Genomic DNA, 18,571 nt, shown 5'->3' on the forward strand with positions numbered 1-18,571 from the left:
ACTCGGCCAACGCGCAGATCAAGGACGTCAAGGCTCGCGGACGCTTATGGAGAGCTTCAACAGCCGATGTTACGAAGTGATTCTCATCGCCCCGAAAAGGAAATAAGGAAACGTGATGCTCAATCCAACCGATTTTCCCGAGCCCACCATTATTCCGGTCAACGGTGTGGAACTCGAAGTCTTCGAAGCAGGCCGAGAAAACGAGGGGAAGCCCATCGTGCTCTGCCACGGCTGGCCGGAGCATGCCTTCTCCTGGCGTCACCTGATGCCCACCCTCGCCGCAGCGGGCTACCACGTCATCGCACCGAACCAGCGGGGTTACGGCAACTCATCCCGCCCGACCGAAGTGACGGACTACGACATCGAGCACCTGTCGGGTGACCTCGTCGCGCTTCTCGACCACTACGGATACGAGGACGCCACCTTCATCGGCCATGACTGGGGTGCGTTCGTCGTCTGGGGGCTGGCCCTGTTGCACCCCAACCGGGTGAACAAGGTGATCAATTTGAGCTTGCCTTACCAGGTGCGCGGAGAAAAGCCGTGGATCGAGGCCATGGAGGAATTCCTCGGTGGCGACTTCTACTTTGTCCACTTCAACCGACAGCCGGGCGTTGCGGACGCCGTGTTCGATGAGAACGCATTCCAGTTCCTCCGCAACCTCTACCGGAAGAACGTGCCCCCCGCGCCCCCTGAGCCGGGCATGGCGATGATCAATCTCGCCAGATCAGTAACACCACGCGGTGAGCCCGTCATGAGCGACAGCGAACTGGCCGTCTACGTCTCCGCGTTCGCATCATCGGGATTTACGGGTGGCATCAACTGGTACAGGAACCTCGACCGCAACTGGCGCTTGCTGGCAGACGTGGACCCGATCATCCAGCAGCCCGCCCTCATGATCTACGGCGACCAGGACTGGGCGATCCCGAGGTCCGAGAACCTGACAGAGTTCGTGCCCCATGTGGAAGTGGTCGGCCTGGACTGCGGTCACTGGATTCAGGAGGAGATGCCCGAAGAGACAAACCAAGTGATTTCACGATGGCTGGAACAGCAGGATGCCACCGTCCGATCTTGATTCCGTCGCGGGCGTGCAGGCCGCAAAGTGCGACGCCGCCTGACCGTGGACATGGACCCTGCCCGCCGCAGTGTGCTGGGTCGGAAGGCCGTCAGCCGATCTGCCCCCAGTGGGCGGGGAAGTCCGGCGGCCAGGGTTCACGCGGGTCGTACAACGATTTCCGCTCTCCGGTCACCTCATACTCAGCCTCCCGCCAGGAGGGTTTGCCTCCGACCACGAAGCTGCCGCCATCCCGCTCCAGCATCCAGGTGTAAGCAGCATCCTCTGCCGGAATGCCGTGCCGTTCACTGAGCACGTCGAACTCTTCGGCGGCCGCTCGCCGGATGTGGAGCCCGTTCCTGTAGTAGGGCTTGAGGAACATCAGTTCCACATGCCCGATGTAAACCTCGACCGTCGTCGTGGTTCCGTTCTCGAATGTGGCTTCGCTGGTCAGAAAGAGCTGCCTGTGAGAGGGAATGAACCCACTTACTCTGAAGAGTCGCCCTTCACGAATGAAATCTGTCACGATGAGTCCCTCTTCCTCGCTCGGGCATTGGCTCTCCGTTGTCGTACTTGAAGCGTTTCGGGAAGACCTCTACGACCTTTGCGGTGGTTCAGGGCGGGTCGCGTCGCAGGTTGCGCTGGCGTGGCAGGAGGTAGAGCGGCAGCCCGACCGAGGCGCCGAGTAGTGCGCCGAGGCCTACCAAAGCCTTCTGGCCTTTGGACAGGTGCGTGTCGACGGATACGGCAGTCAGCAGCACGACGACGGCGACGATCACGTCCCAGCCGAAGAAGCTGCTGATTCGGGTCGCGAAGATCTCATCGATCAGACGGTGCAGGTCCAGCCCGTTCTCTGCCAGCCATGGAATTGCTTGGGCATAGGGGAGAGCGATGCCGGCAACCAGCAGCAAAGCGAATACGGCCTCAAGAGTGCGATTGCCGCGCTGCCGGGTTCTGTCGGTCTCGTCCTGACCGTTCATCGACCACTCCAGAATTCAATCCGAGGATACGGGTGGTGAGTACCTCGGAGTAGGGCTCTGCAAGATCAGCTGGCTCGTTACGAGGATAGCTGTGAGGGGTCTGCGACCGGTCAGGGGGACTGTTGCGCGCAAGCCGCAGCCGCGGGAATCGGCAGAGGGGCCAAGCGTGCATGTGGCCCCTCGCTTCGTCCTCAAATTTCTGTGCAACGGGCGTGATCAGCCCCTACTGGTCAGGCCTCCGCGAAACCGTCGTCACGACACGGATCACGCTCGACCCCCGGGAAGTCGCCTGGTACGACTGGCTGGCCGAGTCCGAACTCGAAGTCCCGGCTCCGCGTCGCTCATCGTGTCGAGCGCGGTGGGGCGTCCTGCTGTACGAGGATGAAGTCCTCCGCGGGTCGGCTACGCCGATGTGGCGAACCCGCCCAAGGTCCTGGCTTCCAGGGGTATTTGTCTGCCGCTGTACGTCCGGCCGGGGCCCAGATTCCTCCGCGTACCGACCCCTTCCCGAGCGCATCGGCAGCACGAGGAAGAGCTTCTCCGGAACCAAGATGGGTCCGATGATGGTCCGGGTTAGCGTGTGCGCCAAGCCGGGAGAAGACCCCCGGCCAACGGAGGGAAGATCATGAAGCAGAACAGGCGGAACGGCGTCTCGCGTCGTGGACTGATCAGAGGCGGGCTGCTGGCGGTGGCGGCATCGGGCGTGGCGGTGGTCGGCCTCGCCGGGCCGGCGAGCGCGGCCGCGATCAATCTCGGCCTCGACAAGCAGGGCGCCCAGCGGATTCAGCGGTGGACCCTCACCATGTACGGCTACAAGGGCAAGATCGACGGGGTGCTCGGAACCAACAGTTGGAAGGCGATGCAGCGCTTCCTGGCCACTTGGCCCGGCCAGCCCCTTCCCTACAAGGGTGACATCGACGGGATCGTGGGGCCCAAGACGATCGCGTCGCTCCAGGCCAACCTGAAGAAGTTCAACGGCTACACCGGTGACATCGACGGCATCGCCGGACCGGGTACCAAGGCGGCGTTCCGGCGCAAGGCGTACTCGAACCCGCCGGTCTGACCGGCTGAGCATCGCAAGCGGCCCGGCCCCCAGGGGCCGGGCCGTCTGCTCTCCGGAGTGGACGACATGCGGGCTTTCACAGCGGCGGTCGTGGCGCTGACAGTGTCCTTCGGCCGGGCTGCGGCAATCCATGCCGCAGAGATCTCAGCGGATCAGGTTGCAGCCCGCCATGGTGCGAAACCGATGCCCCAACCCTTGCCTCGCCTATCGAAAGTCGATAGATTCCCATCGCAACTCGATGGAAGGATGGGTCATGGGAAAGCTGACAGTGCGCGCGCTGCGCGCCGTGCTCGTGGTGGTGCTCACCGGCACCGTGTTCGTACAGGCATTGATGGTGTGGGCGTTGGTCAGCGGGAACGACCCGGAGGACGGATCGCTCCCGCTGACCCCGCTGCGTGTGATCACGATCCTGGGCATCGGGACAGCCCAGGTCGCCCTGGTCTGTGTATGGCGGCTGGTAACGATGGTGCGGCGGGGAACCGTGTTCTCCCACGCCGCCTTCCGGTACGTGGACGTCATCATCGGCGCGATCGTTGCGGCTGCTCTCGTATGGTTCGCGGTCACGACCATCAATGCGCCCGGCCAGCGGGAGGACCCGGGCGTCACCCTCATCATGGGCGGGATCGGCGTGGCCATCCTGGGGGTCGCGCTCATCGTGCTCGTACTGCGGATGCTGCTCGCGCAGGCGGTCGCGCGCGACGTCGAAGCGGCGCAGATGCAGGCCGAATTGGGCGAGGTCATCTGATGCCGATCGTCGTCGACATCGACGTGATGCTGGCCAGGCGGAAGATGTCCGTGGGCGAACTCGCGGACCGCATAGGGATCACCCCCGCCAACCTGGCAGTACTCAAGAACGGCCGCGCCAAGGCGGTACGCTTCACGACGCTCGCCGCCCTCTGCGAGGTGCTCAAGTGCCAGCCGGGTGACCTGCTGCGCTGGGAGGCCGAGGACACCGCGGGCGAATGAACCGTGCCTGCCGACGTGTCATCGCCGATCTCCCTGCCGGCGGCGGGTGAGTGGATCACCGACGCCCCGCCGACCTCTCGCCCTCCTCGTACTCACATGATCACGAAATGGGCGACGCGACTACGCCGGAGCCCTTGGTTCTGCTGGCGGCAGAGCACCGGCCGATCCGGGCTCGACGATCACTACAGTCCCGTCTCATGGCGACGATTACGACGCGTACGGTCGAGTATCCGGCCGACGGTCTGACGATGATCGGGCACCTCGCGCTCCCGGCCGGTGTCGACCGTCGGCCCGCGGTGCTGCTCGGACCGGAGGGCATGGGGCTCAGCGACGTCGAGCGTCGCAGGGCCGATGCTCTCGCCGAGCTGGGATATGTGGCGCTGGCCTTCGACCTTCACGGTGGGCGCTATTTGGGCGACCCGGAGGAGATGCTGGCCCGTTGCCTGCCGCTGCTCGCTGATCCCGACCGGATGCGGGGCATCGGCCATGCGGCGCTCGACGTGTTGCGCACCGAACCGCGGACCGACCCCGACCGGATCGCCGCCGTCGGCTACGGCACCGGGGGCGCCGTCGGGCTGGAACTAGGGCGCGACGGCGTCAGCCTGCGCGCGATCGGGACAGTCAACGCAACTACCACGGGCCGACCGGGCGAGACGGCGCGCATTCGCTGCCCGGTGTGGGCCGGGGTCGGGTCGGAAGACCCGATCATGCCGCCCGCGCAACGGGACGCGTTCACCGCCGAGATGCAGGCCGCGGGCGTCGACTGGCGCCTCACGGTCTACGGCGGCGCCCTGCACGCCTTCCACCACCCACCGGTCGGCCACCCTGTGGTCCCCGGCGTCGGCTACCACCCTCAGCACGCGCAGCGAGCCTGGCGCGACGTCGTCGACCTGCTCGCCGAGTGCCTGCCCGTGACGGAGGATCCGGGGCATGGCCCAGGTGAGCATCCCGGCGCCGGGTACTGACAGCCCCCGCCCCTCAAGTCCGCACGCCCACGCGGTCGCACTCGGCGAGCGTCCCGTCGAGCAGGACGTACTCCGGTTCGTGCTCGCGCAGGTACACCAGTGAGACGAGCGCGCGTTGGTGCGGCGGGACAGGAGACCAACGAGACACCGGTGCATGTGGGTTGAGACCTCGAACGCCTCCCTCGACGGCACGGGTGTCTCGTGCGTTGCGGCCGGCCTTGCCGTCCTCCCATCGGAGTGGCCGCTCTGATGGGAGGACGGCAGTGAAGGGTAGAGCATGATCTAGCAGATGACGACGGAAGCGGATACGGGCGTGGGCATCGATGGTGCCGATGTGTGGTATGAGCGGCTGGGTTGGGCGTACGGGCTGATAGCTAGCGATCCGGCTCTACGTGCTGCGGCGCTCGTCCGTCTGGCTGACGCCGAGAGGAACACCCGGGATGCCTTGGATCGGTACAACAGGACGTGGCGACGTGGGTATTCGCTGAGGAGGAAAGCGGCGAGCAGGAACTACGAGGAGATCCGCAAGTATTCGCTGCCCCACGCGTTGTGGGAGCGGCCGGCCGGTCCCGACATCGTCGCGTGGCCGGGTCTCTCCTACGCACTGCTCTTCCTGGAGTGGGAGGCGAGATACCCGCAGGAGTGGACACGGCATGCCAAGGCATGGGGAACAAAGCAGGGCCTCATCCGAGACGTGGCTGTCGCTCACCACGAGGAGACGGTCAGAACCAAGCTTGCCGACCTGATCGAGATCGTTGTCCAGCGGCCTTACCGGTGCAAGGACCGCGAGTACGTGCGCGTGGCCCGGGCTGTGGACAGTGATGACCTGCACAGCCGGCTTGAAACTGCCGCCCGTTCGGACAATCCGTGGGCGCGGCGCCATGCCGGATACGTTCTCTGGCTCCTGGACCACCCCGAGGTGCCGAATACGCGTCACGTCTGGCAGACCTGGCTGGCGGCACCCAGAGATTAAGCACCGGATGGCATCGCCCAGAGGGCGGGTCAGATCTGGCCTGCGCTGCCCGGCCGCGCCCACAACCTCACAGCGGCCCGCGCACCGGGTCACCGGGATCTGCGAGCGTCAGGGCGTTCCAGTCCTGGCCGACCGCGCCTACATGGGAGCCGGACCGTGGGTGACGACGCCCCTCAGACGCTCACCGGGCCGTGGCCTCACGCCGACCCAACAGGCCGCCGTTGTTCGATGCTCTGCTGCAGCGCGGTCGTGAGATCTACGGCAGGTTCGGGCTGAAGCGGTTCGGTCGAACCGTCAGCGTCAGCCGCCTCCGCCTCCGCCGCTGGTGTGGTCCGGACCGAGGTCATGCTTCCGGCTCCGGTTCGCGCCGGATCCCCAATGCTCGTAGCAGATGAGCCCCGCCCCGACGAGCAGGACGATCCCCGTAGCTATCAGCGATATCCATGCGCCGGCATCCATGCTTGCGGATGTACCCGCCACTGTCAGTGCGAAGCCTCACCCGGGGCCTCCATCGATCCGGAGCGGTTCAGTGGGCGTTGTCGACTTGGCTGACATGCCGGGTGCCCGAGACGACCCTCTCCACATCGTGCGGACGGACCACGGCAACGAGGCGGCAGGGCCCTGGCTGCCGACTGGTGGTCCCGCCGCGCCGATCGGGCGGTCAGGAGCGCTACCTCGACAGGTCTTTACCGGAGGAGATCGGCGCCGACCTACTCGCCGAGGTCGTCGCCCGGGCGCTGGAGCACCTCCACGAGCAGTTGGACGTGGAGAGGCTGGCGTACATGAGCCGTCGTGACCCCGCCGTCACTCGATCGTGGGCACGTTGAAACGGCTCAATGAACTCTCGTCACTGCGCAATGCCCTCGGCGGTGACAGCGGCCCCACGCTGCTCGCGGATCCACTCTCAGAGGTGCAACCGGTCTGCCGCATGCGCAGTCCTCAACGAGCCTATGTGGCCAGTTCCTTCAGCCTGTTCGAGCATGCGGAGAGCGTCGGCCGCTGCCGGTGACAGCATGGTGTCGTCCTGGAGGTCGGCCAGAGGGATCCACATCACCGCGTCGGTGGAGCCGTCGATCTCGGTCACCTCGCTCGCCCCGTCCTTGAGGGCAACGGCGTAGAACAACGCCGTGAGGCTCCAGCTCACTCCGTTCCGCCGGACCGCGTAGGTCCGCGCGTCGAGCAGTCGGGCATCGGCGAGTTCACGTCCCGTCTCCTCCCGGAGTTCACGGGACAGGGCCTCCACGGGCTGCTCGCCCGGGTCGATTCCGCCGCCCGGCATGTGCCACAGACCCGGTGCGAAGACGGGTGAGGCGTCCGACAGCCGGGTCAGCAGCAGCCGTTCGTCCTCCACCGCGATGGCGTATGCCGAAACACGAGTCCGTACGTGAGCGTCCATGGTTCCTGCCCCTCCCTACGCGAAGCCGCCGGAGAGGGACCCTGGCGTCACCAAGATCTACTTCCGCAACAGGCCCTGGGCCAGGGCGTTTCCGGGCGGATCGGCAAGCGCGCGGCGAGACCCCTCCCGCTATTGGTCCAGACCAAATATGGTGTGGCTGGATTTCTCCCCCGATCGCCCCCTCCTCCGAGGAGATACCGGTGTTCACCCGACGCGCAGCGCTCACCGTCGCCCTCGCGGCCCTCGGCTCCGGCGCACTGCCGACCGCCCCCGCCGCCGCTCTCCCTCGCTCCCCGGCCACCACCCCGCCGGTCACGCGCGCCATGCTGCCGCGCCCCACCGGCAGGCACTCCGTCTCCACCCGCTCCCTGCCGCTCACCGATCTCGGGCGCCCGGACCCGTTCGCCTCGCGTCCCGGCCCCCGCAGGCTCATGGTGCAGCTCTGGTACCCCGCCGGCTCCCGGGCTCCCTCGCCCCACCGCCGTAACCCCGTCGCCCCCTACACCGACCCGGGCACCGCCGCGGCGCTGGAAGGCGACTGGGGAATGCGGCCGGGCGTGCTGAAGGGCGTCGGCACGCACGCGCGTGCCGGAGGCCTCCCCGCTCCCGGGACCCGTTCCGCCGTGGTGCTGAGCCATGGACGCGGCGCCTCGCGCATCCTCACCAGCGGCCTGGCCGAGGAGCTCGCCTCCCACGGTCACCTCGTCGCGGCCGTCGACCACACCTACGATGCCGCGGCCGTCCGCTTCCCCGACGGGCGCCTGGTGCTCGGCGCCCTGCCGGCCGAACCGGAGGACTGGGATGCCCAGGACCGGCTGGAGGTCGCCGTGCGGGCTGCGGACCTGCGCTGCGTCGCGGATGCGCTGTGCCGTCGTACCCGCCCCCTCGCCGGGGTCGCCGTCCAGCGCATCGGGCTGCTCGGCCACTCCCTGGGCGGTGCCGCCGCAGCCGAGGCCATGCGGACCGACCGGCGCTTCGTCGCCGGGCTCGACCTGGACGGCGGCCTGTTCGGCACCACGGTGGCGGAGACCGGTCTCGACCGGCCCTTCCTGCTGCTGACCTCCTCACCGGACCACGAGACGTGGGCGCGGTGGCGGGCCCACCACCGAAATTGGGGTCGTCACCTGCACCTGACGGGCGGCGGTCACCTCTCGGCCACCGATGTGCCCGCCCTCGCGGCCGCCGCCGGGCTCCGGGAGCGGTGGCCCGAGCCGCTCTTCAGCGACTACCTCGGCACGATCGCACCGCACCGCGCAGCGACGGTCACCCGCGCCTGTGCCACCGCGTTCTTCGACCGGTTCCTGCTCGGGCTCCACCGGCCGCTGCTCGATGCCCCCACCCACCGCTATCCCGAGCTCCGGTTCCTCTGGACACGGGGGGCGTGAACCGGCCGGGGGCCAGGTCCAGGAGCACGGCTCCGGGGCCTGAAGGCGGGCGGCGCGAGGGGATTCTTGGCCGATTTCGGTCGGCGGGTCACACTATGGGCGACCTCCCGCTCCGACTCCGCCCGCCGGGCCCCCTCGCTCCCCTCGCCGTCAGGAATTGCCGTGTCCCACGCCTCCGCCGCCCCTCGGGCAAGCAGTCCGGCTCCGCGCGCCGGGTCCCACCGCTTCAGCGCTGTGATCAGCCGCATCGCCGAGGAGATGGCCTCGCTCGCCGACCACGGCACCCCCGCCGACTACATACCGATGCTCGCCGGTGCCGACCCCCGGCGGTTCGGCATGGCCGTCGCCGAGCCGGACGGGACCGTCTACGGGGTCGGCGACTGGCAGCAGCCCTTCTCGACGCAGTCCATCTCCAAGGTGTTCGCCCTGGCCCTGGCGCTCTCCCTGGACGGCGAGCAGATATGGCGGGGCGTGGGCCGCGAGCCCTCGGGCAACCCCTTCAACTCCCTGGTTCAGCTGGAGTACGAGAACGGGATCCCCCGTAACCCGTTCATCAACGCCGGTGCCCTGGTGGTGACCGACCGGCTGCAGGCCCTGACCGGCGACGCGGCGGGCCAGGTGCGGGAGCTGCTGCGCTCGGAGAGCGGGAATCCCGCCATCGACTTCATGCCGGAGGTCGCCGCCTCCGAGGCGGCCTTCGGTGACCGCAATGCCGCGCTGGCCCACTTCATGGCCTCCTACGGCAACATCACGCTCCCGGTCCCCACCTTGCTCGCCGCCTACTTCCGCCAGTGCTCCATCGAGGCGTCCTGCGCGGACCTGGCCCTCTCCGCCGGGTTCCTGGCCCGCCACGGAGTCCGGGCCGACGGCTCCGCGCTGCTGACCCGCAGCCAGGCCAAGCAGGTCAACGCGGTCATGCTCACCTGCGGGACGTACGACGCGGCCGGAGAGTTCGCCTACCGGGTGGGGCTGCCGGGCAAGAGCGGCGTCGGCGGCGGGATCATCGCCATCGTGCCCGGGGTGTGCACCTTGTGCGTCTGGAGCCCGGGCCTCGACCGGCGCGGCAACTCGGTGGCGGGCGTGTCGGCCCTCGACCGCTTCACCACGCTCACCGGGCTGTCCGTCTTCTGACGGTGAGCAGGCCCGGTCCGCCGTTAAATACCTCGACAACGGGCGCGGCGATCGGGGACGCTTCGCGCGATGACCAAAATCGACGACACACCGCCCGCGTGGGACGACCGCACCCAGCTCACCACGTTCCTCGACTACGCACGTGGCACCGCCCGCGCCAAGTGCGACGGTGTCTCTGCGGAGAACGCACGCAAGGCGCTTCTGCCGGGCTCACCGCTGATGACCATGAGCGGAGTGATCAACCACCTCCGCTGGGTCGAGTACTACTGGTTCCAGGTGATCTTCCTCGGCGAGGAGGACCGGGCCCCCATGACGGATGAGGACCCCGACCGCGAGATGCGTATCGCCGTCGACTTCCCGCTCACGCAGCTGCTCGACGAATACGCCGAACAGAGCGCTCGCTACCGCGAACTGGTCGCCGGGAACGACCTGGACAAGCAGGCCCAGGGAACCATCCGTAACGGCCTCCATGTCGACCTGCGCTGGATCCTCCTCCACCTCACCGAGGAGACGGCCCGCCACAACGGCCACCTGGACATCCTGCGCGAGATGCTCGACGGCACGACCGGCTGACAGTCACACGATCCGCCGGCCTGGCCCTAACAGTCCGACTTGGTCCAGAACTGGCGTGGTGCGAAGCCCTCGCGGCGCAGCCAGTGCTCCGTATAGACGATCCGCTCGGCCTCGATCACGACGAGAGGGCCCGACTGGGGTTCGTCCAGAGAACGTGACCGCTCGACATGGTCGGACTGCCAGCGGAAGGCCGGCCAGTAGTGCTCGAAGTCGGGGTCGTCCTCGGACAGCACGCGGGCCCGCCCGAAGAGCTGAGCTCCTCGGCTGCCGGCCTGTCCGACCAGCGGGGCGAAGATCCCCACGGAGATACGGGGATCGGCGGCGAGGTTCCTCATCTTGGGGGAACCGGGAGCCGTGCTGAACATGACCGCGAAGTCGAGGTGGAAGTACCGCACGGGCGTTGCGAGGGGCCCTTCCGGGCCTGCCGTCGCGAGCACGCACATGTTCTGCGTCGACAGCAGGTTGAGTATGCGTTCTTCCAGACGCTCGCGATCGAGCCGCTTCTTCGGTGACGGGCCGGCCAGCCACGGGTTGGTCACAGGCATGATCGAGTCTCCCATGCCTGGCCCATCGGCTTCGGCCGCCGACCGCCGACTACCGCCGCAGCGTCACGCCTTCAAAGCGACCAGACGGTACTGCGGGTCCGGGCGGGCCGTGTCCTGGTCCGGTAGGGCGGCGAGTCGGCGGCGTACGTCGGTCACCTCGTCCGGGGAGGCGTGCGTGCACCAGGCGATGTGGCCCGCGTCGATCGCCTCGCGCCAGCCGCGGGGGCTGCGGCCCTGCCCGGTGCCGGGGAACTCCGTCCGGTCCGTGAGCGCCAGCCCCAGTTCCGTCGCCCGGTCGAGCACGCGGGTGGTGCTGTCGGGCACGTGGGGTGCGTACCGGCGCCGCAGGTCCGCCGTGACCCGCGCGATGTCGCTGTCCTCGGCGAAGTACGCGTCGTTCTTGTCGACGGTGGTGATCAGCACCCCGCCGGGCCGCAGCACCCTGGCCGCCTCGGCCAGCACCGGTTCGGGGCGCGGCAGCAGGTGGAGCAACCAGACGATCACGACCGCGTCCACCGCGTCCGACGCGAAGGGCAGCCTCGTGGCGTCGCCCCGTACGACACCTCCCGGCACCCGCCCTCCGGCAAGGCCCAGCATCCCGGGCGAACGGTCGACGCCCACCACCGTCCGCCCCGGGCGCAGCAGCCGTCCGGTCACGATGCCCGTGCCGCACGCGATGTCCAGGACCGTGCAAGGCCCCTGCGGCAGCAGCCGTTCCACTGCGTCCGCCGCGGCCCGGGCCCTCGGTTCGCCGCCGCGGGACGCGTCGTAGTCCCGGGCCTCGTCGTCGTAATCCAGCACCTGTCCCCGTCCCCTCCCCGGCCTGCTCAGGCCACCGTACGCGGCAGCCGCAGGCTCAGTCCGACCGTCAGTGCCACCGCCGCCAGCTGCACCAGCAGCGTCACGACCAGGGCGTCCCGCATCCCCAGGCCGGGCACCAGGGCCAGGAACAGGGTGCCGAGCGTGGCCACCCCGAGGGCCAGTGCCGCCTGCTGCGTCGTCGTCATCACGCCGCCGCCCACCCCGGCCTTCTCCGGCGGTACGTCGGAGAGCACGATCCGGAAGAGTACGGGGAGCTGGAGGCCCTGGCCGAGGCCCGCTATGGCCACACCCGGCAGCAGGCCCCACAGGCCGAGGCCCTGCCACGCGAAGTGCACGGTCAGCACCAGCACCACCACGCCCACCGCCTGGATCAGCCCGCCCGCCGTGACGACCCGGGTGCCGTGGCGGCGGATCAGGCGGGGGCCCGCGAGTGAGGCCGCGAAGAACGCCAGGGCCATCGGGGCCAGCGAGAGGCCGGCCGCCGCCGGGCCCATCCGCAGGCCCTGCTGGAGCGCCACCGCGATCACGAACATGAAGCCGCCGAACCCGATCGAGAACGGCACAACCAGCGCCAGGCCCCGCCGCAGCGAGTCCAGCCGCAGCAGGCTCGGCGGCACCAGCGGCACCCGGCCCAGCCGGTCCGCCCGCCGCTCCACCCGGTAGAAGGCGTACGCGGAGAAGGGGAACAGCCCCAGCGATACCCAGGTCCACAGCGGCCACCCGGCGGCCCGCCCCTCCGTGAGCGGGGCCAGCAGCGTCACCAGGGACAGGGCCAGGAGCAGCGTTCCGGGTACGTCGACGGGCGCCGGGCGGTCCGAGCGGGTCTCCGGCACCGCGCGGGCGGCCAGGATCAGGCCCACCACCGCCACCGGCACGTTCACCAGGAACACCGACCGCCAGCCCGCGCTCTCGCCGAACACCGAGGACATCGGGGCGGCGGCCACCAGCACTCCGCCCAGGATCTGGCCCGCGACCATGGAGAGCCCGGCCGTCGCCCCGTACAGGCTCATCGCCCGGGCCCGGCGCGGGCCCCGCGTCGCCGCCTGGATCGTGGCCAGCACCTGCGGCAGCATCAGCGCGGCGGCGGCGCCCTGCGCCACCCGGGCGCCGACGAGCGTCCAGGCGTCGGGGGCGAGCCCGCAGACCAGTGACGTGATTCCGAAGGCCGCCATCCCGACGAGGAACAGCCGCCTCCGGCCCACCATGTCGCCGAGCCGACCGCCGAGGACCAGCAGGACGGCGTACGCCAGGCCGTAGCCCGCGACGACGAGTTCGAGCAGGGCGGGGCCCGCGTTCAGATCGCGGTCGATCGTGGGCAGGGCCACGTTGACGATGAAGAAGTCGATGAGCGGGAGCGCGGCGCCCAACAGCACGGTGAACAGGCCCAGCGTGCTGAGCACCGGGGCGGAGTGGTCGTGATGGCGGACGGCGGGGGTCGGCCGGACCGCCGCACCGGGGGACGTGTGTACGGATGATTCAGTCACGCTGCCGACTCTGCCGCCGATCCCAGCCTGGTACCAGAGTCCATTTATCCTGGTACCAGTGCTACCTGGCAACAGGCCGGGGCATCCGGCACGCTGGAGGCATGACGACCATGGCAGCCGATCCGCTGACCGCGCCGACCGGCACCGCGTCCGCGTCCGAGATGCGGCGGCACGAGCTCGCCGCCTTCCTGCGCAGCCGCCGCGAGCGCATCACCCCCGAACAGGTCGGCCTCGTCCGCGGCCGCCGCCGGCGCACCCCCGGGCTACGCCGGGAGGAGGTCGCCCAGCTCTCGGCGGTCGGCGTCACCTGGTACACCTGGCTGGAACAGGCCCGGGACATCCAGGTCTCCGCCCAGGTGCTGGACGCCCTCGCCCGCGCCCTGCTGCTCGACCCCAGCGAGCGCGCCCACCTCTTCGCGCTCTCCGAGGCCCCCGACCCGGCCCCCGGCACGGAATGCCCCACCGTGACCCCGGCTCTGCGGACCATGCTGGAGCAGCTGGACCCCATTCCGGCCTGCGTCCAGAACAGCCGGTACGACGTCCTCGCGTACAACCGCACCTACTCCCGGCTGCTCTGCGACCTCGACGCGCTGCCGCCGGAGGACCGCAACTGCCTGCTGCTGGCCTTCACCCACGACGAGTGGCGGGCCTCCGTCGTCGACCTGCCCGAGGTCACCCGGATGATGGCCGCCAAGTTCCGGGCCTCGATGGCCGGGCACCTGGCCGAGCCCGCCTGGAAGGCGCTGCTGCACCGGCTGGAGCGGCAGTCGCCGGAGTTCCGGGAGGTGTGGGAGCGCCACGAGGTGGTCGACCAGCGGGGGCGGACCAAGTACATCCGCAACGCGCGGGTGGGGCTGCTCCACGTCGAGCACACCAACCTCTGGCTCGGCCCGGCGAGCGGGCCGCGCCTGGTCAGCTACCCGCCGGTGGACGACGAGACCCGCGCGCGGCTGGAGCGGCTGCACCGGATCGCGCTCGCCGCCAAGTAGTCGTGTCACAAGTAGTCGTGTCCGCAGGGCACTTCGCTGTCAGCGCCGTCAGCTCCAGCGGGCTGGTGGGCGGCATGGTCCTCGGCTCCGCCTTCGCGAGTATGTGAGCCGGGTGAGGACCGGGGGCCCGAGGCGTAGTCCGCCTCGGGCCCCCGGGTGTTCTCAGCGCTCGACGGACGCGCCGAGTTGCTTGATCTTCTCGAAGGGGTAGCCGCCCACGGTCGCGATGACCAGGCCGTAGGCCGCGAAGGCGACCAGCCCCCAGGTGGAGACCGACTTCCCGCCGCCGCTCAGAATGACGCTTCCGAGGGGCACCAGAGGAGCGAAGCTGAGAATCGCGGCCCCGGTGCACCAGAAGGCCACCAGGTCGTTCGCCCGCTTCCGTAGCGCGGGGTCCGATTTCACCGCGGCGGGAACCTCGTAACCGACGGACCCGTCGCAGACCTTGCCCCGATATCCGACGCGGGCCGCCAGCGAGCCGGCCACTCCCAGCAGGAGGAAGCAGCCGAAGAGAAACAGGTAGGCCATGTATACCTCGCGGGCTCGTCGTGCCGGGAAACCCTAGCGGATGTACTTGATGATGAAGGCGATGACCATATTGACGGCCTTGTCCTTCACCCAGCCCGGCAGGAACTTCCAGACGACGCCACCGATCTCCCCGCCTATGCAGCCGATGACGGCATTACGGACGTAGGTCTTCTTGCCGGACGCCTTGCCAGCCGCGATATCGCTGAGCACGGAGGTGGGAATGGAGCCCAGAGCCCCCTTGGCGCACCAGGCGGCAGCGGCGATGGCCGCGGCGGCGATCGGGAACGCGCGGGGCTGGACGGTGCCGGAGGAGCCCTGGCTCATCGCCTTCTCCAGCTCGGCCATCGCCTCCGGGCCCATTCCCGTCTCGATGAACCGGCGCTGCTCGGCGGTGAGCGGCGGCGCCTGCTCCGCCGCGTCCACCGCGACGGTCCTTTCCTGCGTGCGGTCGGCGGCCATGGCGACGGGAGCCACGGTGGCGAGCAGGGCCCCGCTCGTGAGGACGGCGATTCCGGACAGCGTCATACGGCGGGTGCTGGTTTTCAACACGACTGATCCCCCTATTGATTGATTTCGCTGTCGCCACCTACAGGTCAGGAGGGTGGCGACGGAGAGACCTTTTCAGCGCGGGGAAGGTGCGCAGAAGACCGCTCGGCAGTGAAAAGAGTCATTGCGTGCAAAGGCAACCCCAGGTGCGGTAATTCCGTCGGGGCTGCCGATGGTGACCGGGGAATTTCTCCGGGTGATCCGCGGCTGCTCTCAAATACGCTCCGTGGAAAGGGTTATGACGTTATATCAGCCGGCGCGGTCACCCGGGTCTCTGTGTCCCGGATCGGGCGGATGGCAGGGTGACACCCATGCCCAGCGACCGCCTCATGCGCATCCACAGCCCCGAGTTCCGGGCCATGGCCGACCGGGTCCTCCGAGCCACCGAGCTGACCTCCCGGCTGAACGTCCTGCCCTTCGACGACGAGGAGGGCAGAGCGGCCCTGTTCGCGCAGATCCTCGGCAGACCGCTGCCCCCGCGGGTCACGATCTACCCGCCCTTCTTCACCGACCACGGCCTACGGCTCGATCTGGCCGAGCGGGTGTTCATCAACCAGAACTGCACGTTCCTGGACTACGCCGGGATCCGGCTCGACGAGCGCGTGATGGTCGGCCCGAAGGCGACCTTCATCACCAGCGGCCACCCGGTCGACCCGGAGGAGCGGAGGCACTACCTCACCGGCGGCCCCATCCACGTGGAGGAGAACGTCTGGATCGGAGCCGGCGCCACGATCCTGCCCGGCGTCACCATCGGCAAGGACGCCGTGATCGCCGCCGGTGCGGTGGTGGCCGAGGACGTTCCGGCGGCGACCCTGGTGACCGGCCCGAAGGCCACGGTGAACCGCCAGTGGTGACAGACCTCGCACGGGTGTTCGCTCCGGCCCTGGGCCGCCCCGCTGGGCCACCGTCCGAAGCGCCCTCCCGGGCGCTGATGCGGCCACCCCTCCGGCGTACGCGACAATGGAGCAATGACCACGCTCGCCCCCGCTCTCCCGCAGCTCCGCATCGGCCCGCACACCGTGCAGCCGCCGGTGGTGCTCGCGCCCATGGCCGGCATCACCAACGCCCCGTTCCGGACGCTGTGCCGGGAGTTCTCCGGGGGCAAGGGGCTGTTCGTCAGCGAGATGATCACCACGCGGGCGCTGGTCGAGCGCAACGAGAAGACCATGCAGCTGATCCACTTCGACGCGACCGAGACCCCGCGCTCGATCCAGCTGTACGGAGTGGACCCGGTCACCGTCGGCAAGGCGGTCCGGATGATCGTCGACGAGAACCTCGCCGACCACATCGACCTGAACTTCGGCTGCCCGGTCCCCAAGGTCACCCGCAAGGGCGGCGGCTCAGCGCTCCCGTACAAGCGGCCCCTGCTGCGGGCCATCCTCAACCAGGCCGTCTCCAACGCCGGTGACCTCCCCGTCACCATCAAGATGCGCAAGGGTATCGACGACGACCACATCACCTTCCTCGACGCGGGCCGCATCGCCGTCGAGGAGGGCGTCACCGCCGTCGCCCTGCACGGCAGGACCGCCGCCCAGCACTACGGCGGCACCGCCGACTGGGACGCCATCGCCCGGCTCAAGGAGCACGTCCCCGAGATCCCCGTCCTCGGCAACGGGGACATCTGGTGTGCCGACGACGCCCTGCGGATGATGCGGGAGACCGGCTGCGACGGAGTCGTCGTCGGGCGCGGCTGCCTCGGGCGGCCCTGGCTCTTCGCCGACCTCGTGAGCGCCATGGAGGGCAGCCCCACCCGGCACGCGCCCACCCTGCGCGAGGTCGCGGACGTCATGGTGCGCCACGCGACGCTGCTGGGGGAGTGGATCGGCGACGAGACCCGTGGCGTGATCGACTTCCGTAAGCACGTCGCCTGGTACCTGAAGGGCTTCGCCGTCGGCTCCGAGATGCGCAAGAAGCTGGCGATCACCTCCTCGCTGGAGGAGCTGGGCGGTCAGCTGCACGGGCTGGACCTCGACCAGCCCTGGCCGGACGGCGCCGACGGGCCGCGCGGGCGCACCTCGGGCAACAACCGGGTCGTCCTGCCGGACGGCTGGCTCAAGGACCCGTACGACTGCTCGGGCATCAGCGCCGAGGCGGAGCTGGACACCTCCGGCGGCTGAGTCCGTACGCGTACGAGCGCGGCGCTGCGAGACTGCTGAGCCCGTACGCGTACGGGAAGGTCTCAGCCCCGCACGTCCGGCCCCGCCCTGCGCTCCAGCGGGGCCGCCCCCGCGGAGTTCATCACGTTGAAGACCACGCTGCCCGCCCGGTAGCGGTCGTCCGTCCACTCGATGGCCCGGCCCGCCGCCGTGTACGTCAGGTGGCGCTGGCGCAGCAGCGGGCTCGCCCGGCGCACCCGCAGCAGCCGGGCGTCCTCGCTGCCCGCCGCGACCGCGTCGATCAGGTGCTCGCCGTAGTGCGCGACGATATCCGCCCGCTCCGCGATGCTGTCCATGATCGAGACGCAGTCCTCCGGCAGCTCCAGGACGGCCGGCGCCACCCAGCCCGCGTACACCGTCCGCTCGACCATCACCGGCTCCCCGTCCAGCCACCGCAGCCGCAGCACGTACAGCACCTCGCTGCCCGGCTCCGCGTCCAGGCGCCCGGCCTCCTCATCGGTCGCCGTCCGCACCGTGCGGGTCAGGATGCGGCTGGCCACCTCGCACCCCATCGCCTGCGCCCACTGGGCGAAGCTGTTGAGCTGCTGGAAGCTCTGGCGCCGCTCCTGGCGCAGCACGACCCGGCGGGCCCCTTGCCGGGAGCCGATCAGGCCCTCGGACGCGAGCAGTGCCACCGCCTGGCGGACCGTGCCGCGCGAGACCTCCCAGCGGGCGGAGAGGTCGCTCTCCGACGGCAGCCGGGAGCCGAGCGGGTAGGTGCCGGTGCGGATGGCGTGCCGCAGCGACTCGGCGATCTCCCGGTAGCGCGTAGCGCCCACACGTCCCCCTCGGCCGTCCATGCGCAGGATGCGCTGTGTACAGGTCCGCTCTTCGGTGACGGTCCTGCCGCTCACTCTAGCCTCGTCGCGACGCGTTTCGATGCGAGGTCGTTATCTACCAGAACCCCTGGATAGTGCGCTTTCCTCTTCCCGCCCTCTTGCGGCGGCGGACATGGGACGTTAACTTCCCGGACACCTGGCCCGGGCGAACTGGTGCCAGCTTGTATGAACAAGTGGCC

General features: G+C 69.3%; 21 protein-coding genes and 2 pseudogenes. 14 read left to right on the top strand and 9 right to left on the bottom strand.

Going from position 1 to position 18,571, the window contains the following annotated elements:
- Positions 1 to 115 precede the first annotated feature (115 nt).
- On the top strand, positions 116 to 1,072 hold the full coding sequence (locus tag IE264_RS02755; protein ID WP_032753201.1) for an alpha/beta fold hydrolase: 957 nt from the start codon (positions 116 to 118) through the stop codon (positions 1,070 to 1,072).
- 91 nt (positions 1,073 to 1,163) lie between these two features.
- Here IE264_RS02755 and IE264_RS02760 read toward each other — a convergent pair whose 3' ends face one another.
- Together IE264_RS02760 and IE264_RS02765 are read right to left on the bottom strand one after the other, a co-directional pair.
- Positions 1,164 to 1,577 (bottom strand): hypothetical protein, encoded by a 414-nt coding sequence (locus IE264_RS02760; RefSeq protein WP_032753198.1) that lies wholly within the window; start codon positions 1,575 to 1,577, stop codon positions 1,164 to 1,166.
- 88 nt (positions 1,578 to 1,665) lie between these two features.
- Positions 1,666 to 2,031, bottom strand: a complete 366-nt coding sequence (locus IE264_RS02765; RefSeq protein WP_051821648.1) for a DUF2834 domain-containing protein — start codon at positions 2,029 to 2,031, stop codon at positions 1,666 to 1,668.
- A 625-nt stretch (positions 2,032 to 2,656) separates the two neighbouring features.
- Between IE264_RS02765 and IE264_RS02770 the strand changes: the two genes are divergently transcribed.
- From IE264_RS02770 to IE264_RS02795, 7 genes and pseudogenes are all read left to right on the top strand, one after another.
- Positions 2,657 to 3,094: a hypothetical protein gene (locus tag IE264_RS02770; RefSeq protein ID WP_032753196.1), complete on the top strand. Its 438-nt coding sequence runs from the start codon at positions 2,657 to 2,659 to the stop codon at positions 3,092 to 3,094.
- A gap of 253 nt (positions 3,095 to 3,347) precedes the next feature.
- Entirely contained in the window at positions 3,348 to 3,839 is a 492-nt protein-coding gene (locus IE264_RS02775) for a DUF2975 domain-containing protein (RefSeq protein ID WP_032753194.1), read from the top strand.
- Entirely contained in the window at positions 3,839 to 4,060 is a 222-nt protein-coding gene (locus IE264_RS02780) for a helix-turn-helix domain-containing protein (protein ID WP_015608385.1), read from the top strand. Before IE264_RS02775 ends, IE264_RS02780 begins: the two co-directional genes overlap by 1 nt.
- Before the next feature lie 197 nt (positions 4,061 to 4,257).
- Positions 4,258 to 5,025 carry a dienelactone hydrolase family protein gene (locus IE264_RS02785; RefSeq protein WP_032753407.1) on the top strand — a complete coding sequence of 256 codons (768 nt, stop codon included), beginning with the start codon at positions 4,258 to 4,260 and terminating at the stop codon, positions 5,023 to 5,025.
- 289 nt (positions 5,026 to 5,314) lie between these two features.
- The gene (locus IE264_RS02790) at positions 5,315 to 5,998 is read left to right on the top strand and encodes a hypothetical protein (protein ID WP_032753192.1); all 684 of its coding nucleotides are present in this window, start codon (positions 5,315 to 5,317) and stop codon (positions 5,996 to 5,998) included.
- Positions 5,999 to 6,031: 33 nt separating this feature from the next.
- Positions 6,032 to 6,248, top strand: a pseudogene (locus IE264_RS37840) (IS5/IS1182 family transposase); the annotation flags it as partial.
- 318 nt (positions 6,249 to 6,566) lie between these two features.
- Positions 6,567 to 6,792: pseudogene (locus tag IE264_RS02795) on the top strand (AraC family transcriptional regulator); the annotation flags it as partial.
- 110 nt (positions 6,793 to 6,902) lie between these two features.
- Here IE264_RS02795 and IE264_RS02800 read toward each other — a convergent pair.
- A complete protein-coding gene (locus IE264_RS02800) occupies positions 6,903 to 7,394 on the bottom strand; it encodes an NUDIX hydrolase (protein ID WP_032753188.1) in 492 nt (163 codons plus the stop codon).
- 200 nt (positions 7,395 to 7,594) lie between these two features.
- Here IE264_RS02800 and IE264_RS02805 point away from each other — a divergent pair, with 200 nt between their 5' ends.
- The 3 genes from IE264_RS02805 to IE264_RS02815 all read left to right on the top strand — a co-directional run bounded on the left by IE264_RS02805 (position 7,595) and on the right by IE264_RS02815 (position 10,483).
- Positions 7,595 to 8,779, top strand: a complete 1,185-nt coding sequence (locus IE264_RS02805) for an alpha/beta hydrolase family protein (RefSeq protein WP_032753186.1) — start codon at positions 7,595 to 7,597, stop codon at positions 8,777 to 8,779.
- A 162-nt stretch (positions 8,780 to 8,941) separates the two neighbouring features.
- On the top strand, positions 8,942 to 9,910 hold the full coding sequence (locus IE264_RS02810) for a glutaminase (protein ID WP_032753184.1): 969 nt from the start codon (positions 8,942 to 8,944) through the stop codon (positions 9,908 to 9,910).
- 69 nt (positions 9,911 to 9,979) lie between these two features.
- Entirely contained in the window at positions 9,980 to 10,483 is a 504-nt protein-coding gene (locus tag IE264_RS02815) for a DinB family protein (protein WP_032753182.1), read from the top strand.
- Between the two features lie 26 nt (positions 10,484 to 10,509).
- Here IE264_RS02815 and IE264_RS02820 read toward each other — a convergent pair whose 3' ends face one another.
- From IE264_RS02820 to IE264_RS02830, 3 genes are all read right to left on the bottom strand, one after another.
- Positions 10,510 to 11,028 (bottom strand): pyridoxamine 5'-phosphate oxidase family protein, encoded by a 519-nt coding sequence (locus IE264_RS02820; protein WP_032753406.1) that lies wholly within the window; start codon positions 11,026 to 11,028, stop codon positions 10,510 to 10,512.
- Between the two features lie 63 nt (positions 11,029 to 11,091).
- Complete coding sequence (locus IE264_RS02825; protein ID WP_032753181.1) at positions 11,092 to 11,829, bottom strand: class I SAM-dependent methyltransferase; 738 nt, start codon at positions 11,827 to 11,829, stop codon at positions 11,092 to 11,094.
- Between the two features lie 26 nt (positions 11,830 to 11,855).
- Positions 11,856 to 13,334: an MFS transporter gene (locus IE264_RS02830; protein ID WP_373301902.1), complete on the bottom strand. Its 1,479-nt coding sequence runs from the start codon at positions 13,332 to 13,334 to the stop codon at positions 11,856 to 11,858.
- A gap of 101 nt (positions 13,335 to 13,435) precedes the next feature.
- Here IE264_RS02830 and IE264_RS02835 point away from each other — a divergent pair, with 101 nt between their 5' ends.
- Positions 13,436 to 14,323 carry an MmyB family transcriptional regulator gene (locus tag IE264_RS02835; protein ID WP_032753177.1) on the top strand — a complete coding sequence of 296 codons (888 nt, stop codon included), beginning with the start codon at positions 13,436 to 13,438 and terminating at the stop codon, positions 14,321 to 14,323.
- 162 nt (positions 14,324 to 14,485) lie between these two features.
- Here IE264_RS02835 and IE264_RS02840 read toward each other — a convergent pair whose 3' ends face one another.
- Complete coding sequence (locus IE264_RS02840) at positions 14,486 to 14,851, bottom strand: hypothetical protein (RefSeq protein ID WP_015608372.1); 366 nt, start codon at positions 14,849 to 14,851, stop codon at positions 14,486 to 14,488.
- 33 nt (positions 14,852 to 14,884) lie between these two features.
- Positions 14,885 to 15,376 carry a hypothetical protein gene (locus IE264_RS02845; protein ID WP_229887359.1) on the bottom strand — a complete coding sequence of 164 codons (492 nt, stop codon included), beginning with the start codon at positions 15,374 to 15,376 and terminating at the stop codon, positions 14,885 to 14,887.
- 332 nt (positions 15,377 to 15,708) lie between these two features.
- Between IE264_RS02845 and IE264_RS02850 the strand changes: the two genes are divergently transcribed.
- Together IE264_RS02850 and dusB are read left to right on the top strand one after the other, a co-directional pair.
- A complete protein-coding gene (locus tag IE264_RS02850; RefSeq protein WP_032753175.1) occupies positions 15,709 to 16,251 on the top strand; it encodes a DapH/DapD/GlmU-related protein in 543 nt (180 codons plus the stop codon).
- A gap of 114 nt (positions 16,252 to 16,365) precedes the next feature.
- Positions 16,366 to 17,514, top strand: a complete 1,149-nt coding sequence (dusB, locus tag IE264_RS02855) for a tRNA dihydrouridine synthase DusB (protein ID WP_032753174.1) — start codon at positions 16,366 to 16,368, stop codon at positions 17,512 to 17,514.
- A gap of 62 nt (positions 17,515 to 17,576) precedes the next feature.
- Here dusB and IE264_RS02860 read toward each other — a convergent pair whose 3' ends face one another.
- On the bottom strand, positions 17,577 to 18,332 hold the full coding sequence (locus IE264_RS02860) for a GntR family transcriptional regulator (protein ID WP_015608368.1): 756 nt from the start codon (positions 18,330 to 18,332) through the stop codon (positions 17,577 to 17,579).
- Positions 18,333 to 18,571: the final 239 nt, after the last annotated feature.

The sequence above is a fragment of the Streptomyces microflavus genome, assembly GCF_014650075.1.
GTDB classification, from domain to species: domain Bacteria; phylum Actinomycetota; class Actinomycetes; order Streptomycetales; family Streptomycetaceae; genus Streptomyces; species Streptomyces microflavus.

Coding starts and splice junctions, on each gene's coding strand:
- dusB (WP_032753174.1), top strand. CDS start 16,366: ATGACCACGCTCGCCCCCGCTCTCCCGCAGCTCCGCATCGGCCCGCAC.
- IE264_RS02770 (WP_032753196.1), top strand. CDS start 2,657: ATGAAGCAGAACAGGCGGAACGGCGTCTCGCGTCGTGGACTGATCAGA.
- IE264_RS02780 (WP_015608385.1), top strand. CDS start 3,839: ATGCCGATCGTCGTCGACATCGACGTGATGCTGGCCAGGCGGAAGATG.
- IE264_RS02755 (WP_032753201.1), top strand. CDS start 116: ATGCTCAATCCAACCGATTTTCCCGAGCCCACCATTATTCCGGTCAAC.
- IE264_RS02850 (WP_032753175.1), top strand. CDS start 15,709: ATGCCCAGCGACCGCCTCATGCGCATCCACAGCCCCGAGTTCCGGGCC.
- IE264_RS02790 (WP_032753192.1), top strand. CDS start 5,315: ATGACGACGGAAGCGGATACGGGCGTGGGCATCGATGGTGCCGATGTG.
- IE264_RS02775 (WP_032753194.1), top strand. CDS start 3,348: ATGGGAAAGCTGACAGTGCGCGCGCTGCGCGCCGTGCTCGTGGTGGTG.
- IE264_RS02800 (WP_032753188.1), bottom strand. CDS start 7,394: ATGGACGCTCACGTACGGACTCGTGTTTCGGCATACGCCATCGCGGTG.
- IE264_RS02815 (WP_032753182.1), top strand. CDS start 9,980: ATGACCAAAATCGACGACACACCGCCCGCGTGGGACGACCGCACCCAG.
- IE264_RS02765 (WP_051821648.1), bottom strand. CDS start 2,031: ATGAACGGTCAGGACGAGACCGACAGAACCCGGCAGCGCGGCAATCGC.
- IE264_RS02820 (WP_032753406.1), bottom strand. CDS start 11,028: ATGCCTGTGACCAACCCGTGGCTGGCCGGCCCGTCACCGAAGAAGCGG.
- IE264_RS02845 (WP_229887359.1), bottom strand. CDS start 15,376: ATGACGCTGTCCGGAATCGCCGTCCTCACGAGCGGGGCCCTGCTCGCC.
- IE264_RS02840 (WP_015608372.1), bottom strand. CDS start 14,851: ATGGCCTACCTGTTTCTCTTCGGCTGCTTCCTCCTGCTGGGAGTGGCC.
- IE264_RS02785 (WP_032753407.1), top strand. CDS start 4,258: ATGGCGACGATTACGACGCGTACGGTCGAGTATCCGGCCGACGGTCTG.
- IE264_RS02835 (WP_032753177.1), top strand. CDS start 13,436: ATGACGACCATGGCAGCCGATCCGCTGACCGCGCCGACCGGCACCGCG.